Origin of the sequence: Sphingomonas sp. CFBP 13728 (assembly GCF_014841895.1) — a bacterium.
In the GTDB taxonomy this organism is placed as follows: Bacteria; Pseudomonadota; Alphaproteobacteria; order Sphingomonadales; family Sphingomonadaceae; genus Sphingomonas.
This window is the reverse complement of the sequence record NZ_JACYUS010000001.1, coordinates 857,935-883,276: the sequence shown is the minus strand read 5'-3', so window position 1 is coordinate 883,276 and position 25,342 is coordinate 857,935. Positions and strand designations below refer to the sequence as shown.

The following is a 25,342-nucleotide window of genomic DNA, read 5'->3' as shown; positions in this document are numbered from 1 at the left end:
TTCGCACCGCCGCGCGCGTTAAGGAATCGGTACGGAGAGCGTGCTAGGCCCGCTGAAGCCGGGGAACGATGTGAGGTTCGACGATAGCCTGAAGACGATCCTTGCCGCCGACATGGCCACCGGTTTCGGTGCGCAATCGGCATGGCGGCAGTTGGTCGACCTGATGGGACGCGGCCGGGCCGTGGTCGACGAGCCCGCGATCGCGCGGTTGCGGTTGCTGCGGCAGGCTGTGCCGGTCGACGTTCGTGCCGCGAGTGCCCGGGCGCTCGCCTTCGCCAAACCCGATGCGCGACTGGTCGGTTTCTTCGCCGAGGACGTTCTGGCGATCGCCGCGCCGGTGTTGCGGACGGCCACGCTGGCGACCGACGAATGGCTTGCGCTTCTCCCGCGGCTGACCCCGGCAAGCCGGTCGGTCCTGCGTCACCGCCGTGATCTGTCCGCTGGCGTTCAGCGCGGTTTGCAGAGCTTCGGCTCGACCGACTTCGTCCTGCCCAATCCCGACGTCGACGAGGGCGCGGTATCGTCGGAACCTGTCGTCGATATGACGATCGCGGACGAGGTGCTCGAGCCTTCCGCCGGCGAGCGTGTCGTCGCTGAGATGCTGGCTGCCGATGCCGCTCCCGAGCCCGCTATCGTCGAGACGGTTGCCGCCGAACCGGTCGCGTCCGCCACTGTCCCGCCCAGTGCACCGCTGAGCGAGACGCCGTTCATGGCACTGGGCGTCGTCGCGCGTGGCCTGCCGTTCGTGGCGGAGGCGCTGCGCCATGCCAAGCTGGCGGAGGCCGAACCGCCGGCTGCTGCGCCGGTAAACGCCGCCCCGGCCGACCGGTTCGAGATCTCCGACCTCGTCGCGCGGATCGAGGCGTTCAACCGCGACCGCACGGTCGACGATGCGATGCCGGCCGCGGTGCCCACCGAGATCGAGAGCTTCCGGTACGAGACCGATGCGCGCGGGGTCATCCGCATGGTCGACGGCGTCGCGCGGTCCGCGCTGATCGGCGTGTCGCTCGCGCATGCGGCCAAGCAGGGCGAGGCGCAGCTCGACGGCGTTGCCGCGGGCGCGTTCCGGCGCCGGTCGCGGTTCGGCGATGCCCGGCTCGAGGTTGGCGGCTTGTCCGACGCGTTCGGATCGTGGCGCGTATCCGGGGTGCCGGCGTTCGATCATGATTCGGGGCGCTTTACCGGCTTTCGCGGCACCGGACGCCGCCCGCGTCGCGACGAGACCGCGGAACCGGCGCGTGCGGCTACCTCGCCGATATCCGATTCGCTGCGCCAGCTTGTCCACGAACTGCGCACGCCGACCAATGCGATCGCCGGGTTTGCCGAGTTGATCGAGACGCAGTTGCTCGGCCCCGTCTCGCCGACCTATCGCGACCGGGCGACCACGATCCGCACGCAGGCGGGCGATCTGCTCGCCGCGATCGACGATCTCGACACTGCCGCGCGGATCGAAGGCCATGCGCTCGATCTGCGGCCGACGACGGTATCGGTCCGCCCGATGCTGGACCGCGTTATGCTGGACCTGCAACCGCTCGCCACCTTGCGTGGTGCAAGTCTCGCGCTCGCGATGCCGGCGGGCGACTGCGATGTGCTCGGCGATGACCGCGCGGTCGAACGGTTGATCGGTCGCCTGCTCGCCGCGCTCGTATCGGCGGGCCGGCAGGGCGAACGGCTCGGCCTGGTGGTCCGGCCGGTCGCGGATACCGTGACGATCGAATTCGACCGCCCCGCAGCGCTGGCCGCGCACGCTACCGACGTCCTCCTCAGCATCGATGCCGAGCAGGGCGGCGACGGCGATGGTGCACCCCTGCTCGGTACCGGCTTCGCGCTTCGTCTCGCGCAGAACCTCGCGGTCGAGTTGGGCGGGGCGCTGACGATCGGCTCGGATCGCCTCACGCTTCAGCTTCCCGCGGCGCATGCCCGCGCGGTGGAGCGGACCGCCGACGAACAGCGGTGATCGCCGACCGCGCGTATCGACCGCCGCGGCCTCGGCTTTCGCAACGCGTGGCGTGGCCCGACGATTTCGGTACGCGCTTCACCGTCTTCGTCGACGTGGAGGAGGAGTTCGACTGGCGCGCGCCACTGGACACGCGCAACCGCGCGACGACCGCGATGACGGCATTTCCCGACGCGCATCGCCGCTTCGCCGAGCGCGGCGTCGCCCTGGCCTGCATGGTCGACCACCCGATCGCTACCGATCCGGCCGCGGTCGAGATCCTGAAACGGGTCGTCGAGGATGGGCGATCCGAGATCGGCACGCAGCTGCACGCCTGGGTCAATCCACCGTTCGAGGAGGATGCGACACCGGAGGCTAGCTACGCCGGCAACCTGCCGGGCGCGCTCGAAGCCGCCAAACTCGATACGCTCAGCAAGGCGATAACGACCGCGTTCGGCCGCGCGCCACGTGCGTATCGCGCCGGCCGCTACGGCATAGGTCCACGGACTTTCGCACTGCTGTCGGCGCTTGGCTACCGGATCGATAGCTCGATCCGACCGGGCTATGATTACCGCGCGGACGGCGGTCCGGATTTCTCGCGGGCCGACGCGCATGCTTACCGCGACGGTCGCATCGTCGAACTGCCGTTGACTACCATCTTCACCGGCTACGCACGGCGAGGCGGGGACAGGCTGTATAATGTGCTCGGGCATCTGCCGAAGGGCAGGGGACTGTTCGCTCGCGCCGGCCTGCTGTCGCGGGTCGCGTTGACCCCGGAGGACATGCCGATCGAGGCCGCGCTCGAAGCCGTCGCGGTTGCGGCCGGCGAGGGGCTTCGGTTGCTGAACCTCTCGTTCCATTCGCCATCGCTAGCCCCCGGCCACACGCCCTATGTTCGCGATGCCGCCGACCTGAAACGCTTTCACGCGTGGTGGACGGCGATGCTCGACGAACTGGACCGCCGCGGGATTCGCAACGCGTCGCTCGACGAAATCATCGCCGCGCTCGGATAGGTTCGTCGTCCGCCGGAACCGCAGTTCGGCCTATGCGCGGTGCACGAACGCCTCAAACCAGAAAGGGCGGCCCGTTGCCGGACCGCCCTCTTGGTAAGCAATACTGAAAGCGAGATTAGCGCTTCGAGAACTGGAAGCTACGACGGGCCTTCGCCTTGCCGTACTTCTTGCGCTCGACGACGCGGCTATCGCGGGTCAGGAAGCCTGCTGCCTTCACCGATGCGCGCAGCACCGGCTCAAAGCGGGTCAGTGCCTGGCTGATGCCGTGCTTGACCGCGCCGGCCTGGCCCGAAAGGCCACCGCCCTTGACGGTGCAGACGACGTCGTACTGACCTTCGCGCTCGGTGATCCCGAACACCTGGTTGATGACGAGACGCAGCGTCGGACGTGCGAAATACACTTCCTGGTCACGACCGTTGATCGTGATCTTGCCGGTGCCGGGCTTGACCCAGACGCGCGCGACGGCGTCCTTGCGACGACCGGTCGCATAGGCGCGGCCCTGCTTGTCGAGGATCTGCTCGCGCAGCGGCATCGGCTCGCGGACGGGCTCGTTCGAGACCGGTGCTTCGATGTCGCCTTCGCTGGTCGGCAGCGTCTGGGCGGCAGGGGCAGCCGGTGCAGGCTGGTTGGTCAGGCTCGCGAGATCGGAGAGCGACTGGCGGTTGTCGGACATTATGCGCCCACCTTGTTCTTGCGGTTCATGCTGCCGATATCGAGAACCTCTGGGTTCTGCGCCTCGTGCGGGTGCTCGCTACCCTTGAAGATACGCAGGTTGCGCATCTGCTCACGACCCAACGGGCCGCGCGGGATCATGCGCTCAACGGCCTTTTCGAGAACGCGCTCCGGGAAGCGGCCGTCGAGGACCTTGGCGGCCGTGATGCCCTTGATGCCGCCGGCGTAACCGGTGTGCTTGTAATAGATCTTCTTCGCGGCCTTGTTGCCGGTGAAGCGGATCTTGTCGGCGTTGATCACGACGACGTTGTCACCGCAATCGACATGCGGGGTGAACGACACCTTGTGCTTGCCGCGCAGGACGTTGGCGATGATCGATGCGGCACGGCCGACGACGAGACCTTCCGCGTCGACGATATGCCACTGCTTGTCCACCTCTGCCGGCTTTGCCGACTTGGTGGTCTTCATTAGCGCCTTCATGGGCGTTAGACCTTCCAGATTGAATGCAAGCGCACCAAGGGGAGGCCCCACAGCGCGAATGCCGGCCTAATGCTGAAAGGAGGGCTTCAAGTCAAGCTTTCCGCCGGTTTCCTGACGGGTATTATTATACCCGCTGCTTCAGGCGGGGCGCTGTGCCGACTGCGTGCGCGGCGAACATCGCCGCGATCAGGAGCAGCGCGGCGTTGCCCTGGTGTGCGACCGCGACGTCGATTTGCACGCCGGTCATCAGCGTGGCGATGCCAAGCATGATCTGGAGCGTGACGAGTCCCACAACGAAGAACCCCGCGCTGCTGCCCGTCTTGGTCGCCTTGATCGCCAGCCAGATAAGTCCGGCGGCGGCGGCGAACGCGAACCAGCGGTGGATGAACTGGACGACGATCGGGTTGTCGACCGCGTTGCTCCAGGCGGGATTGACCATCGGTACGTCGGCCGGGAACAGCCCGTCGCCCATCAGCGGCCAGCTCGCAAAGGCATACCCAGCATCGAGACCGGCGGTGAACGCGCCATAGACGAGCTGGACGAACAGCAGCGCCAGCGCGAGGATCGCGACCGGCGCGAGGCGGGCAGGGACGGCGAGCGGGTTGCGGTGCAGCGCCATCAGGTCGAGTGCGGTCCACACGATCCCGGCGAGAATCGTCAGTGCTGTCAGCAGGTGGACGGCGAGTCGGATGTGGCTGACGTCGGTCCGCACCGACAGTCCGGAGGCGACCATCCACCAGCCGATCGCGCCCTGGAACGCGCCCAGTGCGAGGAGCGCCGACAGCCGCCAGCCATAGCCGACCGGGATACACTTGCGCACCGCGAACCAGATCAGCGGCACTGCGAACACAAGACCGATCACGCGGCCCCATAGCCGATGCAGATATTCCCAGAAGAAGATTGCCTTGAACCCGCCGACCGTCATGTCGGCGTTGAACGCGGCGTATTCGGGGATGCGCTTGTAAGCGTCGAACTCGGCCTGCCACTGTGCGTCGTTGAGCGGTGGGATGATCCCGCTGATCGGCTTCCACTGCGTGATCGACAGCCCCGACTCGGTCAGCCGCGTGATCCCGCCGATGACAACCATCGCGACGATCAGGCCGGCGACCGTGAACAGCCACAAGGCGACGGAGCGAGGACGGGCTTTGGTGAGAAAGGCGGCGCTGGGTTGAAGCATGGGGATGAGATAGTGGTTTGCGGGGCGGGGCGCCATCGGTTCGTGGTGCGCCGTTGCTTCATGTTGCTGGGGGTAGTTCGCAGAAGCTGGACTGGCTACCGAAGCACGCTACTTCCTTGTTCTCCCGAGAAGCCGGGAGTCCAGACTGGGTCCCTGCCTTCGCGGGGAAACAAGCAGGGGGGCGTGGCGTTCCTAACCTCCGGGCCTCGCAGGTCCCGAAGCTATCCTTGGAACCGACGGCAACCCCCAAAGAAAATCTGCAATGTAATGTTGTATCCTTTCAGCCGCCCATCTATATCCGTTGAACGATGACGCCCTCGGCCACGCATACCCACCGCTTCGCCGGGCTCGATCGCTACGCGATCGGGCTGTCGGGCCTGTGCATGGTGCATTGCCTGGCAACCTCCGTGCTGGTTGCGCTGATGTCGACCGCGGGCGGGTTCCTGCTCGATCCGATGTTCCACGAAGTGGGCCTGACGATCGCGATCGGCCTGGGCGCACTCGCGCTCGGCCGCGGCGTGCTGAACCACGGCTATATGATGCCTGCCGCGATGGGCGCGCTCGGGCTCGGCATCATGGCGGGCGCGATGACGCTGCCGCACGACAGCGGCAGCGGCGAGACGTTGTGGACGATCGTCGGCGTCGGGCTGCTCGCGTTCGGCCATGATCTCAACCGCCGCGCGGAAAGCTGAGCGGGTTGCTGGAACTGTTCCGGCATCCTACTTCACCCAGCATGGCGCACGCTCACAACCACACCGAACCGCAGGGCGCCGATCTCACCGTCGCAGCACAGACGACGCTCGAAAAGGCTGGCGAGCAATGGACGACGATGCGCGCCAGCGTTTTCGCCGCACTCGCCAGCTTCGAGAAGCCGGCATCGGCCTACGACATTGCCGAGGCCGTCTCGAAAGCCGAAGGTCGCCGGGTTGCGGCGAACAGCGTGTACCGCATCCTCGACCTGTTCGTCGGTGCCAACCTTGCGCGGCGAGTCGAGAGCGCGAACGCCTATGTTGCTAACGCGCACCCGGATTGTCTGCACGATTGTATCTTCCTGGTCTGCGACTCGTGCGGCCAGACCACGCATCTCGATAACGACACGATCACGAAGGGTGTGCGGAACGCGGCGGAGGCGGCAGGATTCTCCCCGGTCCGCCCGGTGATCGAAGTCCGCGGGCGATGTGCGGACTGCGAGGCTAAGTAGCCATCGCGCAATCCTCCCCCGCCAGGGGGAAGTGGCTGGCGCTTGCCAGTCGGAGGGGGAGGAAAGGGCAATCTCCGCTTCGTGTCCTCCCCCTCCGTCACCTTCGGTGCCACCTCCCCCTGGCGGGGGAGGATCAGATTTACCCCAGCGTCTTCCCCATCCGGATCATCGGCACCGGGACCTCGCCCGGCGTCTCGATCCGCTCGATCGGCAGATACCCGCAGGCACGGTAGAGCGGCTCTCCGGCCAGCGTCGCCATCATTTCCGCCCGCGCAAACCCGGCCTCTCGCGCTGCAGCCTCGCAAACCGACAACACCAGCCGCCCGACACCCCGCCGCGTAAAATTCGGATCGGTATACATTGCCCGTATCCGTGCCGCGTCGCGCACCGGATCGAGCAACGCCGCATCGCGCAACCCCGTGCTGTGATCGCCGCCATACAGCGTCGCCCGCCGACTCCACCCGCCACAGCCGGCCAGCCGACCGTCCGCCTCGACCAGCAGATACGTCCCGTCCGCGATCAGCTGCGTATCGAGCCCCATCACCGCGCGGCTTGCCTCGACCTGCGCCGGCGTGAGGAAGTCCCCCTGCAAGGCGCCGATCGAACGGGCCATCAGCGCCGAGATCGCCGGAATATCCGCTGCTACGGCAACGCGGTGCGTAAAGTTCATATTTGTGCACTTTCCGAGCGATTCCAGTGCGAATGCTAGCTCAGGACACGGTAACAATCGACACGATACGCGCGCTGCATTAAGCCCGTCCGATGGCCGACCTTCCCTCGACACCGCTGCTCGACACCGTTTCGACGCCCGACGACCTCCGCAAGCTGCGCCCGGACCAGCTCCGCCAACTCGCCGACGAACTGCGTACCGAGACGATTTCCGCGGTCGGCACCACCGGCGGGCATCTCGGCTCGGGGCTCGGCGTGGTCGAGCTGACCACCGCGATCCACTATGTCTTCGATACCCCGCGCGACCGGTTGGTGTGGGACGTCGGCCACCAGTGTTATCCGCACAAGATTCTCACCGGACGCCGCGACCGGATTCGCACGCTGCGCCAGGGCGGGGGGCTCAGCGGCTTCACCAAGCGTAGCGAAAGCGAATACGACCCGTTCGGCGCGGCACATTCGTCGACGTCGATCTCGGCAGCGCTGGGATTTGCGATCGCCAACAAGATTGCCGGCACGCCCGGCAAGGGCATCGCGGTGATCGGCGACGGCGCGATGTCCGCGGGCATGGCGTACGAGGCGATGAACAACGCCGCGCAGGCGGGCAACCGGCTGGTCGTGATCCTCAACGATAATGACATGTCGATCGCCCCGCCGGTCGGTGGTCTCTCGGCCTATCTCAGCCGCATCGTGTCGAGTCGCGAGTTCCTAGGCTTCCGTGATCTGGCACGGAAACTCGCCAAGCGGCTGCCACGGCCGATCGCGAGCGGGATGCGCAAGACCGACGAGTTCGCGCGCGGCATGACGATGGGCGGGACGCTGTTCGAGGAATTGGGCTTTTATTATGTCGGCCCGATCGACGGTCATAATCTCGAACATCTGATCCCCGTGCTCGAGAATGTCCGCGATGCTGAGGAGGGCCCGATCCTCGTCCACGTCGTTACCAAGAAGGGCAAGGGCTACGGCCCCGCCGAGGCTGCCGCGGACAAGTATCACGGCGTTCAGAAGTTCGACGTGATCTCGGGCGTGCAGACCAAGGCGCCGCCGGGACCGCCGCAATACCAGAACGTGTTCGGCGCGCAGCTCGTCGCCGAGGCCGCCAAGGACCCGCGGATCTGCGCGATCACCGCGGCAATGCCATCGGGCACCGGGCTCGATGCGTTCGCCAAGGCGTATCCCGACCGGTTCTTCGACGTCGGCATCGCCGAACAGCATGGCGTCACCTTCGCGGCCGGTCTGGCTGCGCAGGGGATGCGTCCGTTCTGCGCGATCTACTCGACGTTCCTTCAGCGTGCGTACGATCAGGTCGTGCATGACGTGGCGATCCAGAACCTGCCGGTCCGTTTCGCGATCGACCGCGCGGGGCTGGTCGGTGCGGATGGTGCGACTCATGCCGGCTCGTTCGACGTTACGTACCTCGCGACGCTGCCGAACTTCGTCGTGATGGCGGCGGCGGACGAGGCCGAGCTCGTCCACATGACGCACACCGCGGCGCAGTACGACACCGGCCCGATTGCTGTGCGCTATCCGCGCGGCAACGGTACCGGCGTTGCGCTGCCCGAGACTCCGCAACTGCTGGAGATCGGCAAGGGCCGTGTCGTGCGCGAGGGCAAGAAGATCGCGATTTTGTCGCTCGGCACGCGTCTCGAGGAGGCGCTCAAGGCCGCCGAGGTTCTCGAGGCCAAGGGCTTGTCGACCACGGTCGCCGATCTACGCTTCGCCAAGCCGCTCGACGTCGATCTGATCCGCAAGCTGCTCACCACGCACGAAGTCGCGGTGACGATCGAGGAGAACTCGGTTGGTGGCTTTGGTGCGCATGTGCTGACGATGGCGTCTGACGAGGGCTTGATCGACGGTGGGCTCAAGCTGCGTACGCTGCGTCTGCCCGACGTGTACCAGGATCAGGACAAGCCCGAAGTCCAGTATGCTGAAGCCGGGCTCGACGCGACCGCGTTGGTTGATACCGTGCTCAAGGCGCTCCGTCACAATTCGGGCGGGGTCGCCGAAGCGCGCGCATGACCGGGCCGACCAAGGGTCTTGTGATCATTGCGCTGGCGGTGGTCGTGATGGTGTCGTTGAATATTGCGATGTGGCGGCGGATGAGGGGTGGCTTGGCGGCGGCGAAAGCTGAGCAGGCGGCGAACCCTGAGCTGTTTGATGAGGACGGTTCGCGGATTTCCTAAGCTGGCGTTGTAGGCAGGCACCACCCCGGCGAAGGCCGGGGCCCAATTGGCAAGCGTTGATAACGAAGCGCGGTCCTCCGTTACTATGACCTCATCAATTGGGCCCCGGCCTTCGCCGGGGTGGTGTATCGTTTGGGGGGCGTCACCCACCCAGATAATGCGTCTGCGCGGCATCGGTCGCGCTTACCGCAAGGATCGACCGCGCTTTACTTGGCGGTAGAGCCTGCCCCCGACCATCGCCACTCGCCGCGATGACCCGGTCGAGCAAATCTTGTCCTTCACGCCACCAGCCGATCCCGCTTGCGGCATTCAGATGCCCCTGCGGCCCGGCATCGACGAAGTGGCTGCCCCAGTCCGCCGCCATGCTGTGCGCACGCTCGGGCGTGACCCAGGGGTCGTCGCTGCTCGCCACCACTATCGACGGGAATGGCAGGGGCGTGCGCGGCGTCGGCGAGAAGCCTTTCAGTTCGGCCTGCGCGCCGCCGCGATCGACGTCCGCCGGCGCCACGAGGAGCGCGCCGGCTACCGGCCAGCCATAAGGCTGCGGGCTGAGTTCGGCCCACCATGCCACTGCGAGGCACCCGAGACTGTGCGCAGCGAGGATCACCGGTGCCTGTGCCTGCCGGATCGCTTCGTCGAGCCGCGTCACCCAAGCGTTGCGGTGCGGCGTGTTCCACATGCCGAGCTCGACGCGCACCGTGTCGGGCCGCGCCTCTTCCCATAACGTCTGCCAGTGCGAAGGCCCCGATCCACCAAGGCCGGGCACGGTCAGGATCGTCGGCTGGACGGAATCATACGGTGCGAAAGAACCCACAGCGCTTCTCCTTCTCCAAAACCTCGTTCTTCGAGGTCGGGAGCGTAGCCGAAGGACGCTCTAGGGCACGCCATCCGGTCCCGATCCCATGCGCTCAAGATAATCCTACCCGTTCGGTAGGCAATGGCATTGCGGCGAAAGGAAGGCAGCTTGCGGCAATCGGATCGGACGGCGATAGCGGGCGGATGGTGAAGGTACGTGCAGACCAGATGCTGGTCGACAGGGGACTGGTCGAGTCGCGGACGCGCGCGCAGGCGCTGATCATGGCGGGCCTCGTGTTCGCGGGGACGAAGAAGGTCGACAAGCCGGGGCAGACGCTTGCGGACGACGTGCAACTCGATGTGCGCGGTCGCGATCACCCCTGGGTTTCGCGCGGCGGGATCAAGCTGGCGCACGGCCTTGCGCATTTTGGTTGGGACGTGACCGGCGCGGTGGCGATTGACGTCGGTTCATCGACCGGCGGCTTTACCGACGTCATGCTGAAGAACGGCGCGGCGAAGGTCTACGCGGTCGACAGCGGGACGAACCAGCTTGCCTGGTCGCTCCGGCAGGATGAGCGCGTCATCGTCCACGAACAGACCAGCGCGCGGATTCTCACGCCCGCGCATATCCCGGAGCCGATCGACCTGATCGTCTGCGATGCGAGCTTCATTGGCTTGGCCAAGGTGCTGGAGCGGCCGATGTCCTTTGCCAAGCCCGACGCGCGGCTGATGGCGCTGGTGAAGCCGCAGTTCGAGGCGGGGCGCGGCGAAGTGGGGAAGGGCGGTGTCGTCCGCGATACCGCCATCCACCAGCGCGTCTGCGACGAGGTCGCGGCGTGGTTGACGGGACAGGGGTGGAGCGTGGTCGGCGTGGTCGAGAGCCCGATCACGGGACCTGAGGGTAACGTCGAGTTCCTGATTGCTGCTTTGCATGGGCGGCCGGCTTCTGAATAGCGGCTATCGGACGTGCCAAGCGGAGCCCAATCACCTCCGTCATCCTGACGAAAGTCAGGGCCCAGAGCCACGTAGGGCGCGCGCGGTACCCTGGGTCCTGACTTTCGTCAGGATGACGGCGTGGGGAGGCACCGTGCCGGAATGAACCACTAGCGGAACGATTCTTGCTGGAGCACGGTTTACCGAACGGTAAATGCGCGGCAGGACGAGCCGCGTAAAGACGGAAGGATTTGTGTGGGCGGTATCGCTTCGAAGGGCCAGTTGAGGATGTCGTTCCTCCGCTGGGCGGTCGTGACCGTGCCCCTGATCCTGTTGCTGGGCTTCCTGTCCGGCCGGTCGGTCAGCGTCGGCAGCGAGAATGCCTGGTACATGGCGCTCGCCAAGCCCGCGCTGAACCCGCCGGGCTGGGTGTTCCCGGTCGTCTGGACAACGCTTTACATCCTGATTGGCCTCGCGCTCGCGATGATCCTCAACGCACGGGGCGCTCGGTTGCGCGGACTGGCCGTCGCTCTGTTCGTCGGCCAGTTCCTGCTCAATCTCGCCTGGACGCCGATGTTCTTCGGCGCGCACAGGATCGGGCTGTCGGTAGTGGTGATCGTCGCGATGCTGGCGCTGTCGATCGCCGCGACCTTCGTATTCGCGCGCATCCGCCCCGCCGCGGCGTGGCTGATGGTGCCGTACATGGTGTGGATCAGCTTCGCCGGCGTGCTCGCGTTCAGCATCGGGCAGTTGAACCCCGATGCCGAAAGCCTTGCACCCGCGCCGCATACGTCCCAAATGCTGTGACGCAGCAGTCACTGTATCAGTCACTGCGACAGTCTTTGGGATTTTGAAGCAATGCAGTCCGAAAACCGCGTGTTCGACGATATCGTCAAGGTCTTGAACGGTGCTGCCGGTACGCTTGCGGGCGTCGGTCGCGAAGCCGGTTCGGGCGCGCGGGAGCGCGCGCGCGAATGGCTCGGCGGACTCGACTTCGTCAGCCGTGAAGAGTTCGATGCCGTGAAGGCGATGGCCTCGACTGCCCGCGACGAGAACGATGCGTTGAAGGCCCGGCTCGATGCGCTCGAAGCAAGGTTTTCCGCACAATCGACAGTAAGTACGCCGACCGGGGCGTCGGTCGACTGACTTTTCCACAGTTTTCCGCAGAATTGGGGCCGATGGGGTTGCCGGGGCGTTTTTGCCTCGGCACCCTTTGTCGTGCGATAAGGACCGCCAGGACCCTATGATGCTTGAACACGCCGACCACGACCACGAAGACGCCGCCCCGATCGACATGCTCGAGAGCTACTACGCCGCGCATGGCTGGGAGCATGAGCGTCACGACGACGAGATCGTCGCGACCGTCAAGGGAAGCTGGGCGACCTACGAGCTGCGCGCGCTGTGGCGCGACGACGATAGCGTCCTGCAATTCCTCGCTTTTCCCGACATCAAGGTGCCCGACGAACGCCGTCAGGCGGTGTACGAGACGATCGGGCTGGTCAACGAACAGCTCTGGATCGGCCATTTCGAACTCTGGTCTTCGAGCGGCATCCTGCTGTTCCGGCACGCGGCGATGGTCGACGGCGGCGATGACGGCACGATGTCGCTCGACGCGGCGGAACTGCTGGTCGAATCGGCGATCGAGGAGTGCGAGCGCTTCTATCCCGTGTTCCAGTTCGTGCTGTGGGGTGGAAAAAGCCCCAAGGAAGCGATCGCCGCGGCACTGATCGAAACGCACGGCGAGGCATGAGCTTTCCCGCAGGTCCGCTGTGGCTGATCGGCTGCGGCAACATGGGCGGCGCGATGCTGCGGCGTTGGATCGCCGCCGGGCTCGATCCGGCGACGGTGACGGTCATCACGCGGAGCGGGCAGGGGGCGCCCGACGGCGTCCGCTCGTTGACCATACTGCCTGACGAAGATGCCCCCGCAACCGTAATGCTCGCGCTCAAGCCTCAGCAGATCGATGCCGCGCAGGTGTTGCTGGCGTCGCTCAGCGGAACTCCCAAGCTGCTCCTGTCGATCCTCGCGGGTGTCGATCATGCAGCGCTCGTGCAGCGGTTCGCCGCAGACACGATCGTCCGCGCGATGCCCAACCTCCCGGTCGCGATCGGCAAGGGCGTGACCTCGCTCTACACCGCTGGGGCGTCCGACGAGGCGATCGCGGCGGCAGAGGCCTTCGCAGCCCCGCTCGGTCATTACGAATGGATCGCCGACGAAGCGCATTTCGACGCGGTTACGGCCCTTGCAGGGTGCGGTCCGGGTTTCGTGTTCCGTTTCGCCGACGCGCTCGCCAAGGCGGGGGCGGCACTCGGCCTGCCGGCCGACCAGTCCGCGCGTCTCGCCATCGCCACGCTGGAAGGCTCCGCGATCATGGCCGCCGAGGCGGACGTCTCGCCCGCGGTGCTGGCCGACCGTGTCGCCAGCCCCGGTGGATCGACCCGCGAAGGCCTGAACGTGCTCGACCGCGACGACGCACTGGTCGCGCTGCTGACGGCGACGCTGGCCGCGTCCGAACGCCGCAACGCCGAGATGGCCGCCGCGGCGCGCTAGATCGATTTTAGGAAGTTGGCTGGGGCGGCAGGGTTCGAACCTGCGCATGGCGGCATCAAAAGCCGCTGCCTTACCACTTGGCGACGCCCCAACAGAGGCGGCCTTATAGCGGGGCAGCGGCCGGTGAAAAGCCCTTGCGGACGTCAATCTGCGAGATGGCGCAGCCAGTTGTTCTCGTCGGGCGCAGTGCCGCGCTGGATCGACACGAGCGCATCGCGCATCCGCATCGTCAGCGCACCCGGAGCGCCGTCACCGACCGTGAAGCGGCCTTCGGGGCTCGCCACCGTACCGATCGGCGTCACCACTGCCGCAGTGCCGCAGGCGAACGCCTCGACCAGCCGGCCACTCGCCGCATCGGCGCGCCACTGGTCGATCGTATAGCCTTCCTCGCGGACCGTAATGCCATTCGCGCGGGCGAGCGTCAGGATCGAGTCGCGCGTGATGCCGGGCAGGATCGTGCCGGTGAGGGCAGGGGTCGCCATGCTGCCGTCGTCGAACACGAAGAAGATGTTCATGCCGCCAAGTTCCTCGACCCAGCGCCGCTCGGCCGCATCGAGGAAGACGACCTGGTCGCAGCCGTTGCGGATCGCCTCGGACTGCGCAAGCAGGCTGGCCGCGTAGTTGCCGCCGCACTTTGCCGCGCCGGTGCCGCCCTGTGCTGCCCGCGTGTATTGCTGGCTCACCCAGATCGAGACGGTGGGGGCGCCGCCCTTGAAATACGCGCCGACCGACGAGGCGAGCACCATGTACAGATATTCGGAGGACGGCTTCACGCCGAGGAACACTTCGCTCGCGAACATGAACGGCCGCAGGTACAGCGCGCCGCCGTCGCTCTCCGGGATCCAGTTCGCATCGGTCTTGACCAGCCGCTCGACCGATTCGAGGAACAGTTCGGTCGGGAGTTCGGGCATTGCGAGCCGGCGCGCCGAATCCTGGAAGCGGCGCGCATTCGCCTCGGGACGGAACAGCGCGGTGCCGCCGTCGGCAAGCCGATACGCCTTCATCCCCTCGAAGATCTCCTGCGCGTAATGCAGCACGGACGACGCCGGATCGATCGTCAGCGGCGCGCGTGCGGTGATGCGCGCGTCGTGCCAGCCCTCGGCGTCGCTATAGCGGATCATCGCCATGTGATCGGTGAAGACTCGCCCGAATCCCGGATCGATCAGCTGCTTCGCACGCTCGTTCGCCGCGACCGGCGTCGCATTCGGTTCGTGCCGAAAGGCGGAGGGCGACGTAAAAGCTGGAGCGGACATCGAAATTCTCTCTCGTGGCGGGTTGCCGACGACTACGGGCGATGTCTAAACCGGTCAACATGTCTGCCACAGCGTCGCCTGCCTCACCCCTGTTCCTCCGCGAACCCGAACTTCGCCGCGGCATGGAGCTCCTCTATTTCGGCTATAGCCACCTGACCCGGTCGATCGACCAGGGGCTTGCCGAAGAGGGGCTGGGGCGGGCGCACCACCGCGCGCTGTATTTCATCGCGCGAAAGCCCGACATGACGGTGAGCGAACTGCTGTCGCTGCTGGCGATCACCAAACAGTCGCTGGGACGCGTGCTGAACGAACTGGCGGATCGCAAGCTGGTCGAGACGCGACCGGGCGAGCGCGATCGGCGGCAGCGGTTGCTGCGGCTCACGGCGGAAGGCTCGATCATGGAGCGCGAGCTGTTCGAGGCCGCGCGAATCCGGATGGCGGAGGCCTATGCGAGTGCAGGGCAGAGCGCGGTATCGGGGTTCTGGGCGGTGCTCGAGGGACTGGTGCCCGAAGCCGACCGTTCGCAGGTGTTCGGCCTGCGCGGTTAGCTGGTTCGCGGGAGCGCAAGCGGGGGGCGACGGGACGATTTGGCGTTGACGCCGCCGCAAGGACTGTGGCACTCGGCCGGTCATCGAGAGCCGGTGCAAGACCCGGACCGACAGGCGTAGATCGCCGTTCGCGGGTGTAGCTCAATGGTAGAGCTTTTGCTTCCCAAGCAAGTGACGAGGGTTCGATTCCCTTCACCCGCTCCACAAATTGACAGACATCGCCGAGACGGCCTGGCTCAGCGCCCGATGCCGGCAGCGAGGATTGCGTCCGCCCACAGGCGATAGCCCGCTTCGTTCGGATGCGTCCCGTCGGGCAGCAGGTCGCGATCGAGGCTGCCGTCCGGTTTCAGGAATTTTGCGCCGATATCGATGTAGCGGACCGCTCGGTCCTGTGCGAACCGCGCCGCCAGCAGCCGGTTGGTCTGCGCGATCGCCATGCGGAGCGGATCGGCGGAAGTGTCGCCGCGCGGAAAGATCGCCATCAGCGCGACATGGCTGCGCGGCGATCTCGCATGGATGTCGCGCAGGATCGCGTCGATGCCCGACACGACTTCGGCGGGGCTGCTGGCACGCGCGTTGTCGGTACCGGTCAGGTTGTTGGTACCGATATTGAGGACGACCCAGTCCGGCGCCATGCCGTCGAACTCGCCGGCGCGTAGCCGCCACAACACGTTCTGCGTTCGATCCCAGCCAAAGCCGAGATTGGCGACCGAGGCGGCCTCGAACGCGTGCCGCCAGGCCTCGGGACCGCTGACACGTGCCGCCGTCGGTTGGCCGGCCCAGAAGTGCGTGATCGAATCGCCGATCATGACGATCCGCGGCGTCATGCCGTTCATCGCGAGCACGTCACGGTGCCGCGCATACCAGTCGTAGGAATCCATCTCGAGCCGGGGCACGGGAATGACCGCGGTATCGATGTCGGTCATCGACGCCAGCGGCACGCGCGGCGGCTCGCCGATGAGTTTGGCCAGCGTCGGTTCGATCGCCTCGGCCATCATCCGCTGGCCTTCGGTATCCGGATGCAGCGGTTTGCCCGGCTGGGGTAGGCGGGGATCGTAGAACCGCGTATCGTTCAACGTGCCGTTCGGTTGGCGGAAGATGGCGCCGATATCGAGATACGCGACCCGCGGATCGACGGCGTAGCGCTTGGCGAGATAGGTGTTCACCGCTGCGTCGATGGCGGTTTTCGCCGGCGTGATCGCGCTGGGCAGCAGCCCGAGCAGGAGAATCCTCGTGTCGGGCAGGCGGTGCTTGAGGTCGTCGACCACCGCATCGATCCCGGCCCGGGTCTGCTCGGCGGTCCGCCCCGCGCTGCCGGTGTCGTTGGTCCCTATCAGCAGCACGACCGCCTTGGGGCGAAGCCCGGCGACCTCGCCGTTGCGCAGCCGCCACAGGACGTTCGCCGTCGTATCGCCGCTGAAGCCCAGGTTCAGCGCATGGCGAGGAGCGTAGAAGGTCGCCCAGGTCGGGGCGAAATTCTCGTCCGGCAGCACCGCCTTGTTATAATTGTTGGTGATCGAATCGCCGATCAGGACGACCGCGGGATCCGGGTGCCGGGCGACCGCCGCCAGGATCGCCGCATGGCGACCCGCCCACCAGCTCTGGTCGAGACGATCGTTGGCGGGGGCCGTCACGCTGGCTGTGGCCGGTGCCGGCTGCGCGCCCAGCGATGCCGAGGCCCCACAAACGACGATGACCGACAGCCAGAGCATCCGGGCAGGGTAGGCGATGCGGCGGGATATCGATGGGGTCATGCAACCCCATAGCCGGATGACGCGGCTAAACCCATGGCTCAACTAAACAGCGTATCCGGCGGCATGAGCGTATCCGCGATCTCCGCGGCGGTTGGATGGCGCAGCACGGTGATCGTGTCCGCGTCCCAGGCGATCAGGCCATGCTCGGCGAACTGTCCCAGCCAATAGTCCATACACCACCGTTCCCAGGTGCCGCGGAACAGTCGCGCGTTGCGGACGATCGCGTCGAAATGCTGATAGGCGGGCGTGTGGACGGCATGGTGCTGGTGATAGGCGCGTGCTCCCCCGACCCACCACATCGGCACCGCGGCCTTTTCCAGTCGCGCGGCGAAGTCGGTCTCTTCGCCGCCATAGCCGACATAGCGCTCGTCCATGCCCCCGGTACGCACCCAGTCGGAAGCCGAGATCGCGAAGGACAGGCCCCAGAGCTCGCCGTGGTTGGGCGTGGGGCGTATCTCGTCGGATGCGATCGGTGGCTTGGCGGGGTGTCGGACACCGACGCTGTCGAGCATGGCGAAATCGAGCCCGCTCTTCTTCGCGTCGGCCGGGAGGTACAGGACTTCGCCCAGGCGGATGCCGCCGGGCCATGTCGCCGTGTCCGCATAGCGTTCGATCAGTGTGGGGGAGGGGATGCAGTCGACGTCGAGGAAGATCAGTTGCTCGCCTGCCGCCGTCGCTGCGGCGCGATTGCGGGCTGCTGCGAGCGGCATGGCGTCGCCCTCGATGAAGACTTCGCGCACCGGGAAGTCGGTTTCGGGCAGGTCGTCGTGCGCATCCGGCTGCATGTACGCGATGACGAGCTCGTCGGGTTTCCGCGTCGATGCGTTGAGCCCGGCGATCAGGTTGATGAGATGGGCACGGCGGCCGCGAACGAGCGTCAGGACGCTGACCGTCGGCACGCTCACGACGCCTTCCTGATCCCCGTCTCGGTCCCGCGGAAATACGCGACGCCTTCGATCACGCCGCGCGCATGGTGGCCGACCGCGACATAGCCGTGCGCGAGATCGGCGCGCGTGCCGAGCCCGTCGGAATAATTGCCGACGATGATCGCGTGGCGGGACGATCGCAGCATCTCGATATCGTTGCCGCTGTCGCCCGCGACGATCACCTGCCGAGGTTCGAGCCCCAGCCGGCGGCGGACGTGCTCGACCGCGGTCCCCTTCGATGCGGCATGCGGGAGGATGTCGAGATAGCGACCATGGCTCTGGATGATCGAACAGCTGTGGCCGTGCTCCGCCAGCAACGCGCGCACGCGTTCCGCCGCCGCCATGTCGCCGTCCGCGAAATAGCTGAGCTTGAACCGGCGTTGTTCGAGCGGGCTTTGCAGCGTCAGCCCGGCGTGGCGACCGATCAACGCGGCCACCGCATCGCGGTCCCATCCGGCAGCGATAATGCCGTCCCATTCGGTATCGCGGTCGTACACCGCGCCGCCCAGCGTCCGGTAATAGATTTCGGAGCCGACCGAGGTGATCAGGATTTCCGGCTGCGGCGCGTCGTGCTGCCCGAGGACCGCCATCGCGCTGTGGAAGCTTCGCCCGGTGGCGATCGCGAACGCGACGTCGGACTGCGCACGATGCCACGTGGCAAAGTCGCCGACGCCGTCTGCGCAACCGATCAGCGTTCCGTCGATATCCGAGACCAGCAGCAGATCGGGCGCGCGATCGACCGCCGTCTCGGGTGCCGCGCCGACGACTTCGCCGAGCAGTCCGGCATAGAGCTGCACGTGTCGATCCCAGTCATAGGCGCGGATCGCGACCGAGCCGGCGGCGGAATAGCGCGACCACAGGATCGGGTCGTCGAGGATCTTCGCGATCGCATCGGTGATTGCGGAGGGCGAGCGCGGATCGACGAGGATGCCGTTGCCGCACGTCTCGACGATGTCGTTGGGTCCGCCGCTGTCCGTTGCGACGACCGGCAATCCGCTCGCCGCCGCTTCGAGCAGGGTCAGCCCGAACGGTTCGTTGAGCGCCGGATTGACGAACACGCCGCGCCGGGTGCGCGCATGGGCATAGATGGCGGCGACGTCGTTCGGGCGATGCTGCTTGGGGTAGGACACCTTGCCGTACAGGTCGTAACGGTCGATCAACTGCAGCAGCTCGGCGATGTTATCGCGGATCTCGGGCTCCAGCGTGGTGCTGTCGTCGCGCGTGCCGGCCAGGATCACGAGGTTGGCGGCGGCCTGCAACGCCGGCGACCGACCGTAGGCGTGGACGAGCGCGGCCAGGTTCTTCTTGGTCACCGGCCGCGCGATCGCCAGGATGACGGGCTTGGTCGGGTCGTCCAGGAAGCGGTTGATCGTTGCGTCGACACGCGGATCGGTGCGGCAATTGGCGAATTGCTTCAGGTCGCTGCCGGGCGCGAAAACGCGAATCCTGCCGGGATCATACGCCGCGTAATCGGCATATTGCACCTCGGCTTCGTCGCGCGACGAGGCGATGATCGCGGCGGCGCCGGCAATGGCTTCCTCTTCGATCGCGATCCGGCGATCGAGGCCGGCGGTCTCCGCACAGTCGCGATCGAACGCCGCACGCTTGACGCGTCCCAGCGAATGCGCGGTGAAGACGTACGGAATCCCGATTCGTGAGGAGACCCGCGCGGCGATCAACCCGGCGTCGGCATAGTGCGCGTGCATGACGTCGGGCGCACGATCGAGCGTCGCGATATGCGCGACCAGCGCGTCGACCAGGCTGTCATGCTCGGTCCAGAGGTCTTCTTTGACGAGATACGCGTCCGACGCGGTTTGAAGACGAACGATCCGGGTCGTCCCGTCGATCGTCTCGATCGGTTCGGCATAGCATTCGGCGTACACCGCATGATGGAAGGCGCGGGTGACGATCTCCATCCGGTCGATCGCCGGATTGCGGCCGCTGGCGGCGACCAGATCGAGCAGATACCGGATATGCCCCCCGGTATCCGCGGTAATTCCGTATTCGACATCGGTGCCGCGCAAACATCCCTGCAACGCGATATGTAGTACGAACACCCTTCCCCCGTTCATCTGTGATTCACTTAAGGAACCGCTCGCGGGGTTGCCGAGTTCCGGGGCGATGACACTTAACTCCCTTGTATTGACACAGGTTATTACGTTCTTTGCGGCGCCCCAGTCGTCCTGCGATCACTCGGCATGAGGATTGCTCTACTCACCTGGGCCTATCCCCCTGAAAAGAGCGGACTTACCCGCGCGGCACGCGAAATTGCGCAGTCGCTGGCGGAGGCTGGCAACGATGTCTGCGTATTCACGATGGACCGCCGCGAAGATAGCAGCGACGGCCGGGTTTCGGTGATCGGGTGTGGATTGCGTGAGGGATCGTTCGCGGCCCAGCTGCGCAAGGTCGCCGGGATCGGGCACCTGGTCGCGCCGTTCGCGTTCCGCCGCGCGGTGGCGCGCGAGTATCGCCGGGCACCGTTCGACGTGGTCGAGGCGACCAACTGGTACGCGCCGGGGCTGGCGATCGCGCTCACCGGCCCCGCACCATTGGTGACTCGCAACTCGACACCGGCGGCGACGTCGGCCGAGACCGTGACGAGCCTGCGCGACCGGTTCGATCGACGCGCCGCAATGCTGGCGGAACGCATCGCCGCGCGGTTCAGCAAGGCGCTGATCTCGAACACGCAACTCCACGGCGACAAGATCGCCACGCTGTACGGCGTCGCGGCGCCCGGCGAAGGCACGGGCCACGCGGTGATCGGGCTCAGCCTGCCGCCGGAGATCGTCGCGCGCGGCACGGCCGCGACCTACCCGGTCGGCGAGCCGATCGAGTTGCTGTTCGTCGGCCGCGACGAGCATCGCAAGGGCTTCGACGCGCTGATCATGGCGCTCAGGATCCTGTCGCGCCGCGCCGACGCCGGGATGCGCGAGTTCCGCCTGACGATCGTCGGTGTGCACGCGAACGACGTCGGCGCGATCCCCGCTTCGGCCCGCGCGCGCCTGACCTGCCACCACCGCGTCGACGAAGCCACGCTGCACGACCTGATGGAAGCCGCGCACGTGATCGTCGCGCCGTCGCGGTACGAGAGCTTCGGACTGGTGTATCAGGAGGCGATGATGTTCGGCCGCCCGGTCGTCGCCTGCGCCGAGGACCCGAGCGCTCGGCTGTTCATCGGCGACAGCGGGGCAGGGCTGCTCGCGAGGACCTGCACCGGTGACGACCTGGCGACGCAGGTGCAACGGCTGATCGAGGATCCGGCGTTGCGCGCGCACTATGCCGCGGCAAGTCGTCGCGCCGCGGGAGTGTTCACGCGCGCGACATTGGGTGCGCAGACTGTTGCGGTCTATCGCACCGCGACCGAGTCGAAGGCCGCGAGCAGCAACGCCTCGTCCTCCGGCCTGCCCGCACCGGCCGACATCGCCTCGTAGACCCGCGTCCGCTCGCGCACCCGCTCGCCGTCGAGCCGGTGTTCGAGCGCACCGGCCAGCGCCAGCGAGCTTTCGACGAACGGCACGACCGGGCGCTCATGGACGCGGCCGGCAAAGCGGATGTCGCTGCGGTTGAGACGGTACTGGATGTCCGGATACGACGCCGACTGCACGCCATCGACCATGTTGTGACGAGGCAAGCCGAGCGACCGCAGCCCATCGCGGTCCGCCGCCGCGACCAGCCAGCCAAGCGCGTCGAGCAAGGCGGCGTCGGGCCGCTCGTCGGTATCGATCTGCAACACCCAGTCGGTCTGCATCGCGTCCTGCAGGCGATTGCGTTGTGCCGCGAAATCGCCGGCAAGCGGGTGATGCGCGACCTCGATCCACGGGAGACGCTCGGCGAGTTCGTCTGCCTCGGCTGCGGTACCGTCGAGCAGCACGACGATTCGGGGGAAGGCGTCGCGGTAGCGGGTGGCGATCTCGACGATGTCGGCGTTATCGGCGGGGCGCGCCATGATGCCGAGCCCTGTCGCGTGAGGCACGGTCGTCGCGCGCGTCGCATGCGCGCGGCCGGGACGGTAATCCGGGGGGAAGCGGACGTCGCCCCGCGCGACGGCGACCGGCTCCACCGCGAACCCGAACCGCCATGCCGCGTTCCGCAACCCTGCCGGGTCGAGCATCCAGCGCTCCGCCGGATCGCGCTCCAGATCGACCAGCCCGCTTTCGAGCCTCGCGACGATCTCGTTTGCGACCGTACCGACTTCGCGCACGTCGCGCACCAGCAGGCGGCAATGGCTACATTCGCACCAGTCGGCGCGCGCGAGCCAGTCCCAGTTTCCACAGATCGAGCATCGTAATCGCATGGGTCGGGCAACCCGCAGCGCGGGCGAGCGGTTCCCCACGGCGCTCGTAGCGAACCGACCTTATGCCACTTACCGCCGGATGACGGGGGTAGGTCTCAATAGCCGAGCGAATGCGCCAGCGTGAGCAGGAGCCAGTACAATACGCCCGACAGCAGCATCGCCACCGGCAGCGTCATCACCCACGCGAGTGCCATGTTCATCACGGTCCGACGCTGCAACCCGGCGCCGTTCGCGACGCTCGCGCCTGCGACGCCCGACGACAAGATGTGCGTGGTCGACACCGGCATGCCGTAATTCACCGCCAGCAGGATCGTCGCCGCGGCCACCAGTTCGGCCGACGCGCCCATCCCGTAGGTCAGGTGCGTCTTGCCGATCCGCTCGCCGACGGTGACGACGATCCGCTTCCACCCGACCATCGTGCCGAGGCCTAGCGCGAGTGCTACCGTCACCTTCACCCAGGTCGGGATGTACCGCGTGCCCTGTTCCAGCTTGCCGCTGTAGCTTTTCAGCGTCGTGATCTCCTGCGCGGTGAAGCGGCTCTGCGCGGCCCTGTCGGCGGCGATCAGCTTGGTCGTGTCGAGCACCAGGTACATGTCGTTGCGCAGGTTCGGCGTCGCCGCGGCCGGCACCTTGCCGAGCGAACCATAGCCCGCGATCCGGCTCGATACGTCGTCCGACAGCGTCGCCAGCGCACCATAGACGACCGGATCGGCGACCCGCTTCGACTTCAGCGCCTGCGTGACGGCGGTCCGCGCCGCACCCACGTTCGCCGGTCTGCCATCGGCATGCGCGACATATGCCGCCGAAGCCGCTCGCGCTGCCTGGACGAACGCCGGCGTCGCGCTCTCGGGCATCGTCCGGTTGAGCGCATAGGCGGTCGGCGCGCAACCGATCAGGATGAGCATGATCAGGCCCATGCCCTTTTGCCCATCATTGCTGCCATGCGCGAAGCTGACTGCGGTGCAGGTCCCGATCAGCAGCGCGCGGATGCCGCGCGGCGGCGGCGTCTGGCCTTCGGGTGCCTCGTACAGCTTCTTGTCGCGCAGGAACCGCTTCATCACGAGCAGCAGCAACAGCGCGCCGACGAAGCCGATCACCGGGCTGAACGCGAGCGCGGAGAGGACTTTCCAGACTTGCGCCATGTCGACGCCCGACGTCCCGTCCGAACCGCCGCTGATCAGCTGGTTGGCCAGCCCGACGCCGAGGATCGATCCGATCAGCGCGTGGCTCGACGAATTGGGTAGCCCGACCGCCCAGGTCGCGAGGTTCCAGAGGATCGCCGCGAGCAGCAGCGCGAAGATCATCGCGAACCCGCCAGCGCTGCCGACGTTGAGGATCAGGTCGACCGGCAACAGCGTGACGATCGAATAGGCGACCGCGCCCGACGACAGCATCACCCCGAGAAAGTTGAAGAAGCCCGACCACACGACCGCGAACGGGGCCGGCATCGAATGCGTGTAGATGACGGTGGCGACCGCATTGGCGGTATCGTGAAAACCGTTTACGAACTCGAACCCGAGTGCGATCAGCAACGCGAGCGCGAGAAACGCGAACGCGCCGCCCGCCAAGCTCTCGCCGACCTGCGCGGTATCGGTGGCGATGCTGATCCCGGCATAGGCCAGTCCGCCGAGCAGGATCGCGAAGAAGATCCACCGCCCGGACGGATGCAGCGAATGATCGAGCTTCGGGCCGCTGCGGGGAGTCGAAGCGATCGCATCCGCGGTGAATGTGGAGGTAGCCATAGCGCGTGCAGTCGGCCCTAACGATGACAACTTTATGACAGGCCCGATCAAGACGTCGCGGGAGGCTGGTCCGAAGACGGGGCGGCAGCCGTGCCGCCCCGTTCGCGGGTCATCGCGGCGCGACGTTGCTTGCCAGCTGCACGCCGTTGCGCCCGAGCAACGCCGCCACCTGGACGCTGGCGTCCTTGATCATTTCGCGCCGGCATTGCTGCGAGTCGCCGAATGCGTCGAGCCCGCCGGTACGCGGTGCGCACGCGGTGGAGATCGCGGCTCGCAGGCGGTGCTGGAACGCGGTCCGCCCGGCCTCGCTGGTCAGGTCGGCACCCGCGAGGCTGACGCGGATGGTGACCGGATCGCGTAACGGCGCGGCCGTGACACTGGTGGATAAAAGGCATGCGCCGACGATCGCCGCGCAAGCGGCGCTGATCGAGATCTTCATGATGATGTCCTCAAATGGTCCTGCGGTCCGCACGCTCGATAGCGCGCGGGCAACGGCTTGCGTTTCGTAAGGCCTTTCTGAATGCGGCCTCTGCGATCACGAACCACGTTGCTGGCGCGAGCCCTACGCCGCGATCGTTACGCTTGCGCGTCGCTTCCGAGACGGTTCGGCGGCGGTCCGGGTTTATACGATTAATCGACCGGGCGCGTCGTCGAACGGAGCGAGGACCCGCCGCGACTCGCCTATTTCTCTCAGACGCCGACCCAAAATTTGATCCGGGACCGAGCAAATCACCCGGTCAGCCACATGAAACGGCACGGTTTGGCCGCCTATCCGCATTAACGTATAGGGCGCGGCCTACATGCCGGGATAGCGATCGAACGCCGGCAGCGCGACTATGTCGGTCATCCACGCCAACCGCTCCGCGACCTGGATATGCGCGCCCGGCGGCGCAGCTTCGGGGTCGTCCAGCGTGCAGGACTGGATATCGATAATCCCCGGCAGGTATGCGGCGTTCGCGTAGAACAGCCCCGTTCCGCATTTTCCACAGAACTGCCTTCGGCCAGTCGCCGACGATTCGTAGGTGACCGGATCGCCCGAAATGGTCACCTGCTCGGTCTTGAACGCGATCCAGCCGACCATCGGCGCGCCTGCGCTGCGACGGCAATCGCCACAATGACAGAGCGCATGATGCTCGGGCTCGCCCTCCGCGACATAGCCGATCGCTCCGCAATGACATCGTCCCGCCAGCATGTCCGCCTCCCGTGGTGTTCTTGACTT

The 25,342-nt window shown here is 66.6% G+C and carries 26 protein-coding genes and 2 tRNA genes; 14 read left to right on the top strand and 14 right to left on the bottom strand.

What is annotated here, in order from left to right:
- Positions 1–70 precede the first annotated feature (70 nt).
- Both IFT67_RS03805 and IFT67_RS03800 read left to right on the top strand, forming a co-directional pair.
- Positions 71–1,957 (top strand): histidine kinase dimerization/phospho-acceptor domain-containing protein, encoded by a 1,887-nt coding sequence (locus IFT67_RS03805; RefSeq protein WP_342450551.1) that lies wholly within the window; start codon positions 71–73, stop codon positions 1,955–1,957.
- 47 nt (positions 1,958–2,004) lie between these two features.
- On the top strand, positions 2,005–2,949 hold the full coding sequence (locus IFT67_RS03800) for a polysaccharide deacetylase family protein (RefSeq protein ID WP_342450550.1): 945 nt from the start codon (positions 2,005–2,007) through the stop codon (positions 2,947–2,949).
- A 115-nt stretch (positions 2,950–3,064) separates the two neighbouring features.
- On the opposite strand, the gene rpsI is transcribed toward IFT67_RS03800, so the two are convergent.
- The 3 genes from rpsI to IFT67_RS03785 form a co-directional block, all read right to left on the bottom strand.
- A complete protein-coding gene (gene rpsI / locus IFT67_RS03795) occupies positions 3,065–3,622 on the bottom strand; it encodes a 30S ribosomal protein S9 (protein WP_192145090.1) in 558 nt (185 codons plus the stop codon).
- Positions 3,622–4,101, bottom strand: coding sequence for a 50S ribosomal protein L13 (rplM, locus tag IFT67_RS03790; RefSeq protein WP_192145089.1), 480 nt, complete (start codon positions 4,099–4,101; stop codon positions 3,622–3,624). Before rplM ends, rpsI begins: the two co-directional genes overlap by 1 nt.
- Before the next feature lie 124 nt (positions 4,102–4,225).
- Positions 4,226–5,278: a COX15/CtaA family protein gene (locus tag IFT67_RS03785; RefSeq protein WP_192145088.1), complete on the bottom strand. Its 1,053-nt coding sequence runs from the start codon at positions 5,276–5,278 to the stop codon at positions 4,226–4,228.
- 308 nt (positions 5,279–5,586) lie between these two features.
- Here IFT67_RS03785 and IFT67_RS03780 point away from each other — a divergent pair, with 308 nt between their 5' ends.
- On the top strand, positions 5,587–5,970 hold the full coding sequence (locus IFT67_RS03780) for a MerC domain-containing protein (RefSeq protein ID WP_192145087.1): 384 nt from the start codon (positions 5,587–5,589) through the stop codon (positions 5,968–5,970).
- Positions 5,971–6,011: 41 nt separating this feature from the next.
- On the top strand, positions 6,012–6,479 hold the full coding sequence (locus IFT67_RS03775) for a Fur family transcriptional regulator (protein WP_107961831.1): 468 nt from the start codon (positions 6,012–6,014) through the stop codon (positions 6,477–6,479).
- A 139-nt stretch (positions 6,480–6,618) separates the two neighbouring features.
- Here the strand turns inward: IFT67_RS03775 and IFT67_RS03770 are convergent, their stop codons facing one another.
- Positions 6,619–7,149, bottom strand: coding sequence for a GNAT family N-acetyltransferase (locus IFT67_RS03770; RefSeq protein ID WP_192145086.1), 531 nt, complete (start codon positions 7,147–7,149; stop codon positions 6,619–6,621).
- Between the two features lie 92 nt (positions 7,150–7,241).
- Between IFT67_RS03770 and dxs the strand changes: the two genes are divergently transcribed.
- Positions 7,242–9,164: a 1-deoxy-D-xylulose-5-phosphate synthase gene (gene dxs / locus IFT67_RS03765; RefSeq protein WP_056062743.1), complete on the top strand. Its 1,923-nt coding sequence runs from the start codon at positions 7,242–7,244 to the stop codon at positions 9,162–9,164.
- Positions 9,161–9,328 (top strand): hypothetical protein, encoded by a 168-nt coding sequence (locus IFT67_RS03760; protein WP_192145085.1) that lies wholly within the window; start codon positions 9,161–9,163, stop codon positions 9,326–9,328. Before dxs ends, IFT67_RS03760 begins: the two co-directional genes overlap by 4 nt.
- A 142-nt stretch (positions 9,329–9,470) precedes the next feature.
- Here IFT67_RS03760 and IFT67_RS03755 read toward each other — a convergent pair whose 3' ends face one another.
- The gene (locus tag IFT67_RS03755; RefSeq protein ID WP_121885943.1) at positions 9,471–10,142 is read right to left on the bottom strand and encodes an RBBP9/YdeN family alpha/beta hydrolase; all 672 of its coding nucleotides are present in this window, start codon (positions 10,140–10,142) and stop codon (positions 9,471–9,473) included.
- Between the two features lie 185 nt (positions 10,143–10,327).
- On the opposite strand from IFT67_RS03755, the gene IFT67_RS03750 reads away from it, so the two are divergent.
- The 5 genes from IFT67_RS03750 (at position 10,328) to IFT67_RS03730 (ending at position 13,606) form a co-directional block, all read left to right on the top strand.
- On the top strand, positions 10,328–11,077 hold the full coding sequence (locus tag IFT67_RS03750; protein ID WP_192145084.1) for a TlyA family RNA methyltransferase: 750 nt from the start codon (positions 10,328–10,330) through the stop codon (positions 11,075–11,077).
- A 267-nt stretch (positions 11,078–11,344) separates the two neighbouring features.
- A complete protein-coding gene (locus IFT67_RS03745) occupies positions 11,345–11,863 on the top strand; it encodes a TspO/MBR family protein (RefSeq protein ID WP_192146443.1) in 519 nt (172 codons plus the stop codon).
- A gap of 51 nt (positions 11,864–11,914) precedes the next feature.
- Positions 11,915–12,202, top strand: coding sequence for an accessory factor UbiK family protein (locus tag IFT67_RS03740; protein ID WP_192145083.1), 288 nt, complete (start codon positions 11,915–11,917; stop codon positions 12,200–12,202).
- Positions 12,203–12,299: 97 nt separating this feature from the next.
- On the top strand, positions 12,300–12,806 hold the full coding sequence (locus IFT67_RS03735) for a type III secretion system chaperone family protein (RefSeq protein WP_056062753.1): 507 nt from the start codon (positions 12,300–12,302) through the stop codon (positions 12,804–12,806).
- Positions 12,803–13,606: a pyrroline-5-carboxylate reductase family protein gene (locus IFT67_RS03730; protein WP_192145082.1), complete on the top strand. Its 804-nt coding sequence runs from the start codon at positions 12,803–12,805 to the stop codon at positions 13,604–13,606. The genes IFT67_RS03735 and IFT67_RS03730 overlap by 4 nt, the downstream gene beginning before the upstream one ends.
- Before the next feature lie 16 nt (positions 13,607–13,622).
- Here the strand turns inward: IFT67_RS03730 and IFT67_RS03725 are convergent.
- Both IFT67_RS03725 and IFT67_RS03720 read right to left on the bottom strand, forming a co-directional pair.
- Positions 13,623–13,697: transfer RNA gene (locus IFT67_RS03725), tRNA-Gln, on the bottom strand.
- Positions 13,698–13,749: 52 nt separating this feature from the next.
- Complete coding sequence (locus IFT67_RS03720) at positions 13,750–14,859, bottom strand: branched-chain amino acid aminotransferase (protein WP_192145081.1); 1,110 nt, start codon at positions 14,857–14,859, stop codon at positions 13,750–13,752.
- Positions 14,860–14,918: 59 nt separating this feature from the next.
- Between IFT67_RS03720 and IFT67_RS03715 the strand changes: the two genes are divergently transcribed.
- Positions 14,919–15,407 (top strand): MarR family transcriptional regulator, encoded by a 489-nt coding sequence (locus IFT67_RS03715; protein ID WP_192145080.1) that lies wholly within the window; start codon positions 14,919–14,921, stop codon positions 15,405–15,407.
- A 130-nt stretch (positions 15,408–15,537) separates the two neighbouring features.
- Positions 15,538–15,611: transfer RNA gene (locus IFT67_RS03710), tRNA-Gly, on the top strand.
- Positions 15,612–15,643: 32 nt separating this feature from the next.
- Here the strand turns inward: IFT67_RS03710 and IFT67_RS03705 are convergent.
- Genes IFT67_RS03705 through IFT67_RS03695 form a run of 3 tightly spaced genes read right to left on the bottom strand, consistent with a single transcriptional unit; the run spans position 15,644 to position 20,144 of the window.
- Positions 15,644–17,161, bottom strand: coding sequence for a GDSL-type esterase/lipase family protein (locus IFT67_RS03705; protein WP_192145079.1), 1,518 nt, complete (start codon positions 17,159–17,161; stop codon positions 15,644–15,646).
- Positions 17,162–17,199: 38 nt separating this feature from the next.
- Positions 17,200–18,066, bottom strand: coding sequence for a glycosyltransferase family 2 protein (locus IFT67_RS03700; RefSeq protein ID WP_342450547.1), 867 nt, complete (start codon positions 18,064–18,066; stop codon positions 17,200–17,202).
- Positions 18,063–20,144, bottom strand: coding sequence for an HAD-IIB family hydrolase (locus IFT67_RS03695; RefSeq protein ID WP_192145078.1), 2,082 nt, complete (start codon positions 20,142–20,144; stop codon positions 18,063–18,065). The genes IFT67_RS03700 and IFT67_RS03695 overlap by 4 nt, the downstream gene beginning before the upstream one ends.
- A gap of 141 nt (positions 20,145–20,285) precedes the next feature.
- Here IFT67_RS03695 and IFT67_RS03690 point away from each other — a divergent pair, with 141 nt between their 5' ends.
- Complete coding sequence (locus IFT67_RS03690; protein WP_192145077.1) at positions 20,286–21,518, top strand: glycosyltransferase family 4 protein; 1,233 nt, start codon at positions 20,286–20,288, stop codon at positions 21,516–21,518.
- Here IFT67_RS03690 and IFT67_RS03685 read toward each other — a convergent pair.
- The 4 genes from IFT67_RS03685 to IFT67_RS03670 form a co-directional block, all read right to left on the bottom strand.
- A complete protein-coding gene (locus IFT67_RS03685; RefSeq protein ID WP_192145076.1) occupies positions 21,434–22,381 on the bottom strand; it encodes a glycosyltransferase family protein in 948 nt (315 codons plus the stop codon). The two genes, IFT67_RS03690 and IFT67_RS03685, sit on opposite strands and share 85 nt — an antisense overlap.
- Positions 22,382–22,476: 95 nt before the next feature.
- Positions 22,477–24,123, bottom strand: a complete 1,647-nt coding sequence (locus tag IFT67_RS03680) for an inorganic phosphate transporter (RefSeq protein ID WP_192145075.1) — start codon at positions 24,121–24,123, stop codon at positions 22,477–22,479.
- A 109-nt stretch (positions 24,124–24,232) separates the two neighbouring features.
- Positions 24,233–24,562: a UrcA family protein gene (locus IFT67_RS03675; RefSeq protein ID WP_192145074.1), complete on the bottom strand. Its 330-nt coding sequence runs from the start codon at positions 24,560–24,562 to the stop codon at positions 24,233–24,235.
- Between the two features lie 357 nt (positions 24,563–24,919).
- Complete coding sequence (locus tag IFT67_RS03670; RefSeq protein ID WP_107961846.1) at positions 24,920–25,315, bottom strand: GFA family protein; 396 nt, start codon at positions 25,313–25,315, stop codon at positions 24,920–24,922.
- Positions 25,316–25,342 lie beyond the last annotated feature (27 nt).